Consider the following 12,343-nt stretch of genomic DNA (forward strand, 5'->3'; position numbering starts at 1 on the left):
TTCGCATCCTCACGCCGACTTGCGCTTGGTCGCGGCTTCTTTCGGCTTGCCGCGCTTGGCCGCCGCTTTTGCCTTCACCGCGGTCTTTGCGCGGCCGGTGCCGGAACCGCCTTCGGACGAAAGGCTCTTCTTCAGCGCATCGAACAGGTTGACCACATTGGAAGGCTTGGGCGGCGCCTTGGCCTTCGGCGCCTTACGGCCCGCCTTCTTGGCGCGAATGAGTTCGAGCAGCGCGTCCTCGTATTTATCCTCGAACTTCGAGGGATCGAACTTCGCCTTCTTCTTGTCGATGATGAGCTCGGCCAGATCGGTCATTTCCTGATCCGTCTTCACCGCCTCGATGGCGCCGAAGACGGTGTCAGGCTGGCGCACGGTGTTGTCGTAGCGCAACGTCGTCAGCAACATGCCCTTGCCGAGCGGCTCGATGACCACGGGACGTTCACGCCGATAGAGCACGATGCGGGCCAGCCCCGCCATCTTCTTGCCGGCCATGGCGTCGCGGATGACGGCGAAGGCTTCCTGTGAGACTTTGTCGGCCGGTGTGACGTAGTAGGGGGTATCCAGGTAGATCTGCTCGATGGAGGATTTGTCGACGAAACCGTCGAGCCCCATCGTATGCGACGACTCGATCTGTACGGCCTCGATCTCGTCTTCCTCGATATGGATGAACTCGCCATTGTCGTCTTCGTAACCCTTGATCTCGTCTTCGTCCCCAAGCGGCTTGCCGGTTTCGGCGTCGACATAGATCCGCTTCACCGTGTTGCCGGTCTGGCGGTTGAGAATGCGAAACGAGACTTTCTCGGCATGAGTGACGACATTGGTGAGTTCGATGGCGCAGGTGACCAGCGAAAGCTTCAGGTAGCCTCTCCAGGCCGGACGCGGCGCCATGACGATTCCTGTTGAGAAAGACGATTTCCGTTAAAAGATGAGGTGCAACGGACAACGTCGCAACCGGTTCCAATCCGGTCGGGCCAAGGCCGGCGCGAATGCCTCCGGCCTTGGTCCTCAGCCCCTTATTCGGCGGCCTGCAGGTTGATCTTGCTTTCCGCCATTTCGGTCAGCTTGCGATCCGTCGCCTGCTCTTCCTTGAGGTTCCTGGCCAGCAGATCGGCGCAGTCGCTGCGGCCAAGCTGCTTGGCCCAGGCGATCAGCGTGCCGTAGCGGGTCATCTCGTAGTGCTCCACCGCCTGCGCCGATGCTATCAGGGCAGCGTCCAGCACCTCCTTGTCGTCGATATCGCCGCTTACCTCGTCGGCCTCCTCGAGGATGCCGTCAATGGCCGGGCAGTTGACCGTCTTTGCCTTGACGCCACGCAGTTCGAACACCTCCTCGACGCGTTCGACGTGGCCCCTTGTCTGCTCGAGATGTTTTTCGAAGCCGGCCTTCAGCTGCGCGTCGGTGGCTTTGTCGATCATCTTCGGCAACGCCTTCTCGATCTGTTTTTCGGCATAATAGATGTCGCGCAGAGTATGCACGAACAGGTCGTCCAGCGTTTTGATGTCCTTCGAAAAGAAGCCCATGGTTTCAGCCTTTCCATTGCTCTTGCTGTTTCGGGATTGTTGGCCTGCCTTTGGCAGCGCCCATCGAGCCGGCATGCCGGCCCAAGGCTCAACGTCCGGTGCATGGGCCGGTTCCGGTCCCCATTGGCAGGAGGCAAATGAAATTTCCGGCGGCCGTCTGCAAGTTGAAACAGAACCGCGCGCAGGCGACATTCAAACGAAACATATGTGATGCAAAAGTCACACCGGCGAAAATGGCGACAAAAGGCGCCGAAACACCCCGAATCGGCCGCATTCCGGCCACGAAGCGACGGGTTTTCGACCAGAAATTAACATCACGTTCACCGACTATTCACGCCTCGATGCTATCATTCCCGCAAATCGGAAAGGACATCCGAAAACGGGACAGGGACAGGTAAAATGAACTTCCTCACGCACCTCATCGGCTATGCCGCCGCCATCCGCGAATTCGTCGCGCCGACCTATCGGCCCGAGCGCTATTACATGCGCGGCCCCGGTCCGGCTTGCGCCCGCCGCGGCACGTCGCTGGGCGCGCACTGACCATGACTTTCGAGAGCCGCCACAACAGCCGCATCTGCAGGCCGGGTGCCAACTCCCGCGCGACCACCTATCGCGCCGAGCGCCCGATTTTCTCCGACAGGCGGCGGGCGGCATCGCCACGTCTTTGATGCCGCCGGCTGGCTTGGTGTCGCAGGACACGAGCAGCCGAGGCACCCGTGACCGACCCTCCCCAGTCAGCCTACCAAGTCAAGCCGTCCACCTGAATCCTTCGACGCAAGCCATCCGCTGATCCTCTTCGATGGCGTCTGCGCGCTGTGTTTGGGTTTCGTGCGCCTCGCGGTCAGGCTCGACCGTCAGAACCGATTCCGCTTCGCCACCGCGCAATCGTCCTTCGGCGAAGCGCTGTTCCGGAGACACGGGCCGCGCACCGACAGCTACGAAACCAATTTCGTTTTTATCGATGGCGCCTTCACGCGGCCCGACAGCTTCGTCGCGGTCCTTGGCTGAAGGCCGTCCAGTGTTCAGCAGGCGAAATGACATAGCCGGCTAACGGCATGGCTCGCTGGGTTTCGAGATGGCAGGTCGGCCCGGATTTCACACCCGCTCGCCGGGACGATCGCGGGCTACCGCGACTGGCTTGTGCTGCCGGGTCCGCAAGGCTCCAGCACGATCGCCCCGCCCGCTGTCTTGCCAAGTTCCCTGCAGCCCTGAGGGGTGCACAGCGTCCACCCATCGCCAGTCGCCCCGGAGGCGGCTAGCACGACGCGGCGCTGCGTACCGATCTTGGGCGCGTAGACCCACCAGCCGCCGCGAAGCACCGCGCCCTCGGGTGGCTCCATGCCGGCGCCCGAGCCCTCGATGCGCGCCTCGACGACTTGCAGGCCGGAAGGCGTCACCCTCCAGTCTTCCTCCCAGCGCGTCCGTTCGACCGAATGCGTCCACGACAGGGTGAAGGCGGCGGCAGCCAGCGCCACTGTCTTGCCGGCGGCCAAAATGCAGAGGCTCAAGGGATCGTCGGCCCGGGAGCGCCGGACACGGTGCGGGTGCGGTACCAGTGCGCGCCCACCACCAGCAGCGACAGGACGAAGCCGGCCTCGTCGGTCAACGGCACCGCCGCTACCAGCAGGAAGGCTGCGGCGGCGGCCGCGAACCGTTCCCATACGGTCAGCCGCGTGCGCAGGAAGCCGATCACGGCCGCCCCCCACAGGCCGATCGCCAGCACGGCCTTGACGACGATATAGGCGACCGCGGGCCAATACCCGACCGCCGCCGACAGTGGGCCGCCGTCCTGCAGCATGAGAGCCGGCGTGTAGACGGCCATGAACGGCACGACAAAACCGGCGGCGGCGACCTTTATTGCCTCGAAGGCGATTTTCAATCCGCTTTCCCGGGCGATCGGCGCGGCGGCGAAACAGGCGAGCGCCACCGGCGGCGTCAGATCCGCCAGGATGCCGAAATAGAACACGAACATGTGGCCGACCAGCAGCGGCACGCCAAGCTGGAGCAGCGCCGGCCCTGCAATCGAGGCCGTGATGATGTAGTTTGGGATGGTCGGAATGCCCATACCCAGCACGACGCAGGTCACCATCGTCAGGACAAGCGACAGGAACAGGCTGGACTGGCCGATGGAGACGATGAAGGCACCGAAGGTCGTCGCGACGCCGGTCAGCGTCATGGTGCCGACAATGACGCCGACCACGGCGCAGGCAATGCCGACCGGCAGCGCCGTGCGCGCGCCTTCGGCCAGCGAATCCCGGCAGGCGATCAGCGTGTCGCGCCCGCCCGAGACGAAGAGGTTTGCCACGATCAGCACGGCGGCGGCGACGAGAATGGCGTTGATGCCCATCTTGAAGAAGCTGGCGGCGACGAGGCCCAGACCGATCCAGAAGACGGCGCGCAGGATGGGCGAGGGCAGTCCGAGCGCCACCGAGCCGCCGAGGATCAGCAGCACCGTCATGGCGAGTCCGATCGTGCCGGCATAGAGCGGCGTGTAGCCCGAGAACAGCAGGTAGATAAGGACTGCAAGTGGCAGGATCAGGTACCAGCCCCGGCGGAAGGCCGCCAGCGGCGAAGGCAATTCGGCCCGGGACAGGCCAAGCAGATTGTGTTTCCCGGCTTCGAGATGCACCATCCAGAAGGCCGAGGCGAAATAGAGCAAGGCGGGAATGATCGCCGCCTTGACGATTTCGGAATATTCGACGCCGAGCGTCTCGGCCATGATGAAGGCGACGGCGCCCATCACCGGTGGCATGATCTGTCCGCCCATCGAGGCCGTGGCCTCGACGCCGCCCGCAAAGGCGGCACGGTAGCCGAAGCGCTTCATCAGCGGAATGGTGAACTGGCCCGTGGTGACCACATTGGCGACGCCGGATCCCGAGATCGTGCCCATGAGCCCTGATGCGATCACCGCCACCTTGGCCGCGCCGCCACGTGCATGGCCGACGAAACCCAGCGAGACGTCCGTGAACAGCTTGATCATGCCGGCGCGTTCCAGGAACGAGCCGAACAGGATGAACAGGAAAATGTAGGTGGCCGAAACGTAGATCGGGATGCCATAGATGCCTTCCGTGCCATAGGCCATCTGGTCGACGACTTGCGAAAAGTCGTAGCCGCGATGGTTCAGCGGCGACGGCAGATGCTGGCCGAACAGCGCATAGAGAAGAAAACACCCGGAAATGACCGGCAGGGCCGGCCCCATCATCGCGTAGGCAGCCGCGAAGACGGTGACCAGCGCGACGACGCCGAAGATCAGGTCGGCCGTGTTCAGGTCGCCGGCGCGCAGGATCAGCGGCTGGTATTCGAGATACTGGTAGGCGGCGACAGCGACACCGGCCAGGGCCAGCGCCCAGGCGAGCGTCCGTCCGGCGGCGTCCAGCTTGCGCGCGGACGCGACGAGCGGGAAAGCCAGCAGCATCAGGAAGCCGACATGGGAGGCGCGCAGCACCTGGCTCGGGATGCTGAGGATGTGGGCGGCCGTGGCAATCTGGAACAGCGAGAAGATGACCGCGATCCAGAACAGCAGCCGGCCTTCTCGCGATGGCGCGAAACCGCCTCCGGTCGGGTCGTGGAAATCTTCCGCCGTGGCCTGTGTTCTTGTCTCGGTGCCGGCCGCTGTCTGAGCCATGGGACTTGCGCCTTCAATCGGCCGGGAGCCGGCCGCCCGGTCCCCGGCCATAGCCCCTTGTCACATCATGCCCTTTTCCTTGTAGTAGCGCGCGGCGCCCGGATGCAGCGGGATGGGCAGCCCCTTGATCGCGTCCTCGAGCTTGATCGACTTGGCGGCATTGTGCGCGGCAACCATCTGGTCGAGGTGTTCGAACAACTGCTTGGTCATCTGGTAGGCTTCGTCATCCGACACGTCGGACCGGGTCACCAGGATGTTCGTGATGGCCAGCGTCGGGATGGCCTCCTTCTGGCCCTGGTAGGTGCCGGCGGGAATGGTCGCCGCCTGGAACGGCGCGCCCAGCTTCTGGGCGACCTCGGCCGGAACCGCCACCACGGTGATCGGCAGCGATGAAGCAAGGTCCTTGATCGACGCGACGCCGAGCCCCGCCGACTGCAGCGTGGCGTCGAGCTGGCGGTTCTTGATCAGTTCGACCGATTCGCCGAACGGCAGGTATTCGGTCCTCGACAGATCGCTGTAGCTCATGCCCAGCGCCCCGAAGATGGCGCGCGCGTTGAGTTCGGTCCCGGATTTCGGTGCGCCGACCGACAGGCTCTTGCCCTTCAAGTCGGCGAAGGACTTGATGCCGGACTCCTGGCTGGCGACGATCTGGACGTAGTTCGGGTATATGGCCGCGATCGCGCGCAGCTTTTCGAGCTTTTGCGGGAAACCGGCATCGGCGTCGCCTTCGGCGGCGGCTTTCACCGAATCGCCGAGCGCGAAGGCGATCTCGCCCTTGCCCTGCTCCAGAAGGTTCAGGTTCTCCACCGAAGCCTTGGTCGCCTGAACCTGGGTGCGCACGCCCGGAATGGTCTTGCCGTAGATTTCCGAAAGCGCGACGCCGAGCGGGTAGTAGACTCCGGAAGTGCCGCCGGTCAGCACGTTGATGAACTCGTCGGCCCTGGCACCGCAGATACCCACGCCCAGCGAAAGGGCCACCATGCCAGCCGCGATGAACTTCGTTCTGAAAAAGAGCACGTGTTTTCCTCCCTGGGATAGCGACAACCGCATCACCTCCTCGACGCGGACCGGCCCGAGTTTAGACGGCGGGCCGCAAATGCCAACCCGCAAATGTGCCATTAGACGAACGGCTGAGTGGATCCGGAACGCCTGCCGGCTTGCGCAAGGCGCGACTGCAGCCGAAAGTTTTCCGCAACCTGTCGAAATCGGCCGCCGCAGCGCGACATACGTTCGGCCCGCAACGGAGCGGCCTTCGAAACCACGGGAGAAGACCCATGCGATACATGCTTTTGATCTACAATGACGAAGCCGCTATGGCGAATGCGCCGAAAGAACAGACCCAGCAGACCCTCGCGGCCTACGGTGCCTATACCGAAGCTTTGAAGAAATCCGGCGCGTGGTTGGCTGGCGAACGGCTGCGCCCGACCCAGGCGGCCACTGCGGTGCGGATGGCCGGCGCCAAGACCAACGTGCTCGACGGCCCCTATGCCGACACCAAGGAGCAGCTTGCCGGGTTTTATATGATCGAGGCGGCCGACATCGACACGGCCATCGAATGGGCGGCGCGCTGTCCCGCCGCCAGCACCGGCACGGTCGAGGTACGGCCCATCTGGGAAATGACCGAGTACGTCACCGAGCAATGAGAATGTGATGGACGATCGTTCTGAGCAGGCGTGGGCGGCGGCCGAAGCAGCCGCCCGGCAGAGCTACGGCAAGCTGGTCGCCTGGCTCGCGGCGCGCTCGCGCGACGTTGCCGGCGCCGAGGACGTGCTGGCGGATGCGTTCGCGGCCGCGCTCGAACGCTGGCCGCGAACCGGTGTGCCCGCGCAGCCGGAAGCCTGGCTGCTTGCCGTGGCGCGGCGACGCCGCGTCGATGCGGTGCGCCGGCGGCTCACCCGGGAGGCTGGCCGCGAGCATCTCAAGTTGATTGCCGAAGAGATGGAGGCGCGCATGACCGACGAAGACCTGCCCGACGAGCGGCTTCGCCTGATGTTCGCCTGTGCCCATCCGGCGATCGAATCGGGCGTGCGCGCACCGCTGATCCTGCAGACCATCCTCGGCTTCGATGCCGCGACGATCGCTTCGGCGTTTCTTGTCTCACCGGCAACGATGAGCCAACGCCTGGTGCGCGCGAAAACCCGTATCCGCGAAACCGGCATTCCGTTCCGTGTGCCGGAGCGGGCCGAGCTTGGCGAACGGCTGGACGCCGTGCTGGAAGCGATCTACGCGGCATTCGCCGAAGGCTGGTCCGATCCGGCCGGCACCGAGACGCGGCGCCGCAATTTGGCGAGCGAAGGCATCTGGCTTGGTCGCCTGGTGGCCTCGCTTCTGCCTGACGAGCCGGAGGCGCTTGGCCTGCTCGCATTGATGTTGTTCGCCGAGGCGCGCCGGCCCGCGCGACGCGATGCCGCCGGCGATTATGTGCCGCTGACCGAGCAGGATTGCGCGCTGTGGGACGATGTCTTGATCGACGAGGCCGAGGCCCTGCTTGGCCATGCCGCGACCAGGGGCGTCATCGGCCGCTATCAGCTCGAGGCAGCGGTGCAGTCGGCCCATACGACGCGACGGCTGAGTGGCCGCATCGACTGGGCCGCGATCAGGCAGCTCTACGATGCGCTGTCGATGATATCAGGTTCGCCCGTCGTGGCGATCAACCGCGCGGTGGCCATCGCCGAGACAGACGGGGCGACGGCAGGGCTGGCCGCGCTTTACGTGCTGGGTGATGACAAGCGCCTCGCCGACTATCAACCCTACTGGGCCGCCCGCGCCGGCCTGCTGGCCAGGCTCGGCAATGTGGTGCATGCGGTCGAAGCCTATGACCGGGCCATCGGCCTCGAACGTGATCCGGCGCTGCGCCGCTTCCTGCAGGCAAAACGGGCTGCGCTTGTTAAAAACTGAGCGCTGAAAGGCGCTGCCGCTCCCGGCGATCTTTCAGCCCGGCCACATCTGGTGCGATGCGTTAAGCTTTTGCACCAGCGGATGCGCACGCAGTTCGCTCCACAGGCGTTCAATGTTCGGCCAGGCTGCGCGCGCCTTGCCTGTGTCGGGATGCCAGGCCACCAGCATCACCAGGTAGATATCGGCCACCGACATCGCCTCGCCGGCAAGCCAGTCACGGCCGCGCAAGGCGGCATCGATGACGGCAAAGCCGCGATTCATCTCGGCGACGGCAGCCTGCTTGACGGCTTCGGCGCCGTCGGCATCGGCCGTGTAGCGCGGCGCGTAATAGAAGCGCAACATCGCCGGGTAGATCACCGACGACATGAAGGCCATCCAGCGCAGGAACTCGGCGCGCGCGGGCGCGTCGATCGCCGGTGCCAGGCCAGCCTCGGGGTGGCGCTCTGCAAGCAGGATGCAGATCGCCGCCGATTCGGTGATCGAGCGGCCGTCCGGCAAGGTCAGCACCGGCACCTGGTTCAGCGGGCTGATCTCCAGGAAAGCCGGATCGGGCCGGTCGGTCTTCGGCACGTCGATCTGCTCGAAGGGTGCGTTCGCCAGCGCCAGCGCCGCCTCGATGACAAAGCCGCCGCTGCCGGGACGCGTGTAGAGCTTGTACATGAGATACTCCCCCGGCCCGAACAGACGGGCCGTTGACGATATGAACCGGAAGCAGGGCTCTGCTCAAGCTGGTGGCAGGCGCCACGAGAGGATTTTTTAGCGGGCCAGTTTCATGATGCGGAAGGTTGGCGGGACAGCGCCCCCTCTGTCCTGCCGGACATCTCCCCACTAGGGGGAGATCAGATGTCACGACGGCTTTCGCCAATCACCAGCGTCGAAAAAAAGCGCCTTCAGTGAAACTGCTGATCTCCCCCTTAGTGGGGGAGATGCCCGGTAGGGCAGAGGGGGGCGCGAAGGGACTCGACTGACGGGGTTCTGATTCCGGCGTACGGAACCCTAAGCCCCCAGCCCCTCAAACAGGATCGTCGACAAATAACGCTCGGCGAAGTCGGGTATGACCACGACAAGGGTCTTGCCCTTGTTCTCCGGCCGTGAGCCGATGACGATTGCCGCCTGCAGGGCCGCACCCGACGAAATGCCGACCGGCACACCTTCGAGGCGGGCGACGAGGCGCGCATTGGCGACGGAATCCTCGTTGGAAACCTTGACGATCTCGTCATAGATCGTGGTGTCGAGGATCTTTGGCGCGAAGCCGGCGCCGATGCCCTGGATCTTGTGCGGGCCTGGCTGGCCGCCAGACAGCACCGGCGAGGCTTCCGGCTCGACGGCGACGACATGCAGCGAGGGCTTGCGCTTCTTCAGGACCTGGCCGACGCCGGTGATGGTGCCGCCGGTGCCGATGCCGGCAACGAAAATGTCGATCTCGCCCTGCGTGTCGTTCCAGATTTCCTCCGCTGTCGTCTTGCGGTGGATTTCCGGATTGGCGGGGTTTTCGAACTGCTGCGGGATGACGGCATTGGGGATGGTCGCGGCCAGCTCGTCGGCCTTGGCGATGGCGCCCTTCATGCCTTTCGGCCCTTCGGTCAGCACCAGCTCCGCGCCAAGCAAAGCCAGCATCTTGCGGCGCTCGACCGACATCGTCTCGGGCATGGTCAGGATCAGCTTGTACCCCTTGGCGGCGGCGGCGAAGGCGAGCGCGATGCCGGTGTTGCCCGAGGTCGGTTCGATCAGCGTCGTCTTGCCGGGCGAGATCTTGCCGGCCGCTTCCAGCGCCTCGATCATCGCCACGCCGATGCGGTCCTTGACCGAGGCGATCGGATTGAAGAATTCGAGCTTGGCGACGAGATTGGCAACGATGCCCTTCTCCTTGGCGAACTTGTCGAGCCGTACCAGGGGCGTGTCGCCGATCGTGTCGGTGATGGAGCCGTAGATGCGGCCGCGGCCGGGGACGCGGGCGGAGGTGACGGGCTTGTTCATTGGTTTCGCTCCCAGGATTTCAGGCGATTGGCATCAGCCGGCAAGATAGAGCCTTCGATCGCGCAAGATAGACCGTCGGCCGAAAATATCCGAGTAGGGCTTGTGTCTAAAACGCTTCCGCCTTGGAAAAGCGTTTCGGGGCGACGCCCGTTTCTGGAACGGATTCGCAGAAAGCCCCCTATTGGCGGGCGGCGATCGCTGCCGCTGCGCCGATCATGAAACCGGCCGCCGTGCGGTTCAGGGCCTTCAGCGCGCGCGGCGATTTCAGGAACCAGCGCGCCTTGGCGGCGAGCGCCAGGTAAGGCACCAGCACGACGAACAGGACGACGACCGTCAGCGCCGCGAGGAGACCATAGTCGGCAGGCGTGATCGTCTTCAGGTCGACGATGGTCGGCGTGATGGCGAGATAGAAGATCATCGTCTTCGGATTGCCGAGCGTCACGGTAAGGCCGGCGGCGAAGCTCGACAGCAATCCGGCCTTGCCCTTTTTCGCTTCGACGGTCTCGGGTGTGATGCCGGCGGTCCAGAAGCGTCAGCCGAGAAAAGCCAAATAGGCGATGCCGGCCCACTTGATCGCAAAAAACACCATGCCGAAGGTCTGCGCGACGAGGGCGAGGCCCAGCACCACGGCGGTCAGATAAGTGAGATCGCCAACCATCAGGCCGAAGGACATGGCCAGCGACGAGCGGAAGCCGGAGCCCAGCGCACGCGCGACAAGCGCCGTGATCCCGGGGCCTGGAATGGCGGCGGCGACGCCGAGAGCGGCGCTATAGGCGAGGAAGCCGGTGAGGGTCATGATGCGGCCTTGCGTCCGGAAACGCTGTTGGGACGGCGCCTTGTCGCACGAAGCCGGGCTCGCGTGAATTCCCTGAAGCCGGATTCCATTGCACCACGCCGAGGCGCGGTCAGGAACGACCGCCCCCGTAGGTCACGCGCCAGATCGTGCCGTTGCCGTCCTCGGTCACGATCAGCGCGCCGTCGCTCGCCACCGCCACGCCCACCGGCCGGCCCCAGACCTCGCCGTTGGAGATGACGAAACCGGTCATGAAATCCTCGTACTCGCCGGTCGGCTTGCCGTCCTTGAACTTGAGCCGGACGACCTTGTAGCCGGTCCTGTTGCCGCGGTTCCACGAACCGTGCAGGGCCACGAAGGCATCGCCCCTGTATTCCTTGGGAAATCCGGTGTCGGCGGGCAGATCCTTGCCGTCGTAGAAGGCGATGTTGAGGGGCGCCGAATGCGCCTGCATCAGCACGTCGGGAATATCGGCCTTGCCGGCAAGATCGGGGCGCGCGCCTTTGTGGCGCGGATCCTCGTTGTTGCCGATATAGTACCAAGGCCAGCCATAGAAGGCGCCCTGCCTGACAGCGGTTGCATATTCGAACGGCACATTGTCGCCGAGCGCGTCGCGCTCATTGACAACGCACCACAGCACGCCGGTCGCCGGCTGCACCGTCATGCCGGAACAGTTGCGGAGGCCCGTGGCGACGATGCGGCCGTTCTTGCCGTCCGGATCGAAGGCCTGCACGTCGGCGCGGCCTTCCTCGGCACCCCAGGTGGCGCCGAGCGGCTCCGACTTCACCCACGCATCGAGGCCGCCATCCGGCTTCCTGCTCATATCCTCGGCGATGTTCGAGCCGGAGCCGACCGAGAGATAAAGCGTCTTGCCGTCAGGAGAAAAGGCGATGTCGCGGGTCCAGTGGTGGTTCGAGGGGATGTTGTCGACGATCGTCTCCGGCTTGCCGGAGGCCTTCAGCGCGCCCTTGCGGTAGGCGAAGCGCACGATGCTGTCGCTGTTGGCGACATAGACCCATTGCGGGTCGTTGCCCGGCGGATAGAAAGCAACCCCATAAGGCTGGTTAAGTTTGCCGGCAAAGATGCTTTTCTCGGCGGGTTTCGCGCTGCCTGGAGCCAGGCGGTAGACACGAAGCTGGTTGGCTTCGCTGTCGGCGACGAACAGGTCGCCATTCGGCGCGATGCGCACGACGCGCGGATTGTCGATGCCGGACGCAATCAGCTCGGCCGAGAATCCGGGCGGCAGCCGTGGCTTTGTATCGGCCGGCATGTCGGCAAGGCCGGCGCTGTTCGAGGCCGATTTGGTGGCATAGGGTTTCGGCAGGTCTTCCGGCTTGATCAGCCGGCGCACCCCGGGTTCGTCGGCGCGCCAGTCGCCGAAGGCGGCCGCGCCTCTTAGGACCGGTTGGTCGGCGGCCAAGACCGAACTGGCAATCACAAGGCCAACCGGGATGGCGGCCATTGAAGCAAATCGGATCATGGGATCCTCCGCAACGTGTCGGCAATCGGTTGCCACGGCCAGCGGCAACG

General features: G+C 64.6%; 12 protein-coding genes and 1 pseudogene. 4 read left to right on the top strand and 9 right to left on the bottom strand.

The window, feature by feature from the left end; genetic code table 11:
* Positions 1 to 9: 9 nt before the first annotated feature.
* Positions 10 to 888 carry a Ku protein gene (locus tag FJ938_RS05430; RefSeq protein ID WP_140691849.1) on the bottom strand — a complete coding sequence of 293 codons (879 nt, stop codon included), beginning with the start codon at positions 886 to 888 and terminating at the stop codon, positions 10 to 12.
* Positions 889 to 1,013: 125 nt separating this feature from the next.
* Positions 1,014 to 1,520, bottom strand: coding sequence for a ferritin-like domain-containing protein (locus tag FJ938_RS05435; RefSeq protein ID WP_140610608.1), 507 nt, complete (start codon positions 1,518 to 1,520; stop codon positions 1,014 to 1,016).
* Between the two features lie 399 nt (positions 1,521 to 1,919).
* Between FJ938_RS05435 and FJ938_RS05440 the strand changes: the two genes are divergently transcribed.
* Together FJ938_RS05440 and FJ938_RS05445 are read left to right on the top strand one after the other, a co-directional pair.
* Complete coding sequence (locus FJ938_RS05440; protein ID WP_013892047.1) at positions 1,920 to 2,060, top strand: hypothetical protein; 141 nt, start codon at positions 1,920 to 1,922, stop codon at positions 2,058 to 2,060.
* Between the two features lie 249 nt (positions 2,061 to 2,309).
* Positions 2,310 to 2,528 carry a DCC1-like thiol-disulfide oxidoreductase family protein gene (locus FJ938_RS05445; RefSeq protein WP_281409093.1) on the top strand — a complete coding sequence of 73 codons (219 nt, stop codon included), beginning with the start codon at positions 2,310 to 2,312 and terminating at the stop codon, positions 2,526 to 2,528.
* Between the two features lie 116 nt (positions 2,529 to 2,644).
* On the opposite strand, the gene FJ938_RS05450 is transcribed toward FJ938_RS05445, so the two are convergent.
* From FJ938_RS05450 to FJ938_RS05460, 3 genes are read right to left on the bottom strand one after another with little or no spacing between them, the layout of a single operon-like run.
* Positions 2,645 to 3,028: a DUF1850 domain-containing protein gene (locus FJ938_RS05450; protein WP_140691853.1), complete on the bottom strand. Its 384-nt coding sequence runs from the start codon at positions 3,026 to 3,028 to the stop codon at positions 2,645 to 2,647.
* On the bottom strand, positions 3,025 to 5,145 hold the full coding sequence (locus FJ938_RS05455; RefSeq protein ID WP_140691855.1) for a TRAP transporter permease: 2,121 nt from the start codon (positions 5,143 to 5,145) through the stop codon (positions 3,025 to 3,027). The genes FJ938_RS05450 and FJ938_RS05455 overlap by 4 nt, the downstream gene beginning before the upstream one ends.
* A gap of 60 nt (positions 5,146 to 5,205) precedes the next feature.
* The gene (locus FJ938_RS05460; protein WP_246673191.1) at positions 5,206 to 6,162 is read right to left on the bottom strand and encodes a TAXI family TRAP transporter solute-binding subunit; all 957 of its coding nucleotides are present in this window, start codon (positions 6,160 to 6,162) and stop codon (positions 5,206 to 5,208) included.
* 257 nt (positions 6,163 to 6,419) lie between these two features.
* On the opposite strand from FJ938_RS05460, the gene FJ938_RS05465 reads away from it, so the two are divergent.
* Both FJ938_RS05465 and FJ938_RS05470 read left to right on the top strand, forming a co-directional pair.
* Positions 6,420 to 6,788, top strand: a complete 369-nt coding sequence (locus FJ938_RS05465; RefSeq protein ID WP_140610612.1) for a YciI family protein — start codon at positions 6,420 to 6,422, stop codon at positions 6,786 to 6,788.
* Between the two features lie 7 nt (positions 6,789 to 6,795).
* Complete coding sequence (locus FJ938_RS05470) at positions 6,796 to 8,043, top strand: RNA polymerase sigma factor (protein ID WP_140691859.1); 1,248 nt, start codon at positions 6,796 to 6,798, stop codon at positions 8,041 to 8,043.
* A gap of 33 nt (positions 8,044 to 8,076) precedes the next feature.
* Here the strand turns inward: FJ938_RS05470 and FJ938_RS05475 are convergent, their stop codons facing one another.
* The 4 genes and pseudogenes from FJ938_RS05475 to FJ938_RS05495 form a co-directional block, all read right to left on the bottom strand.
* The gene (locus FJ938_RS05475; protein WP_140691861.1) at positions 8,077 to 8,703 is read right to left on the bottom strand and encodes a glutathione S-transferase family protein; all 627 of its coding nucleotides are present in this window, start codon (positions 8,701 to 8,703) and stop codon (positions 8,077 to 8,079) included.
* A 336-nt stretch (positions 8,704 to 9,039) separates the two neighbouring features.
* Complete coding sequence (gene cysK, locus FJ938_RS05485; RefSeq protein ID WP_140610615.1) at positions 9,040 to 10,020, bottom strand: cysteine synthase A; 981 nt, start codon at positions 10,018 to 10,020, stop codon at positions 9,040 to 9,042.
* 178 nt (positions 10,021 to 10,198) lie between these two features.
* Positions 10,199 to 10,816: pseudogene (locus FJ938_RS05490) on the bottom strand (LysE family translocator).
* Between the two features lie 109 nt (positions 10,817 to 10,925).
* On the bottom strand, positions 10,926 to 12,275 hold the full coding sequence (locus FJ938_RS05495) for a sorbosone dehydrogenase family protein (protein ID WP_246673204.1): 1,350 nt from the start codon (positions 12,273 to 12,275) through the stop codon (positions 10,926 to 10,928).
* Positions 12,276 to 12,343: the final 68 nt, after the last annotated feature.

It is taken from the genome of Mesorhizobium sp. B2-4-14 (assembly GCF_006442155.1).
In the GTDB taxonomy this organism is placed as follows: domain Bacteria; phylum Pseudomonadota; class Alphaproteobacteria; order Rhizobiales; family Rhizobiaceae; genus Mesorhizobium.

Bases quoted from the DNA above. Each gene is read 5' to 3' on its own strand.
- FJ938_RS05430 (WP_140691849.1), bottom strand. From the start codon at position 888: ATGGCGCCGCGTCCGGCCTGGAGAGGCTACCTGAAGCTTTCGCTGGTC.
- FJ938_RS05435 (WP_140610608.1), bottom strand. From the start codon at position 1,520: ATGGGCTTCTTTTCGAAGGACATCAAAACGCTGGACGACCTGTTCGTG.
- FJ938_RS05440 (WP_013892047.1), top strand. From the start codon at position 1,920: ATGAACTTCCTCACGCACCTCATCGGCTATGCCGCCGCCATCCGCGAA.
- FJ938_RS05455 (WP_140691855.1), bottom strand. From the start codon at position 5,145: ATGGCTCAGACAGCGGCCGGCACCGAGACAAGAACACAGGCCACGGCG.
- FJ938_RS05465 (WP_140610612.1), top strand. From the start codon at position 6,420: ATGCGATACATGCTTTTGATCTACAATGACGAAGCCGCTATGGCGAAT.
- FJ938_RS05470 (WP_140691859.1), top strand. From the start codon at position 6,796: ATGGACGATCGTTCTGAGCAGGCGTGGGCGGCGGCCGAAGCAGCCGCC.
- FJ938_RS05475 (WP_140691861.1), bottom strand. From the start codon at position 8,703: ATGTACAAGCTCTACACGCGTCCCGGCAGCGGCGGCTTTGTCATCGAG.
- cysK (WP_140610615.1), bottom strand. From the start codon at position 10,020: ATGAACAAGCCCGTCACCTCCGCCCGCGTCCCCGGCCGCGGCCGCATC.
- FJ938_RS05495 (WP_246673204.1), bottom strand. From the start codon at position 12,275: ATGGCCGCCATCCCGGTTGGCCTTGTGATTGCCAGTTCGGTCTTGGCC.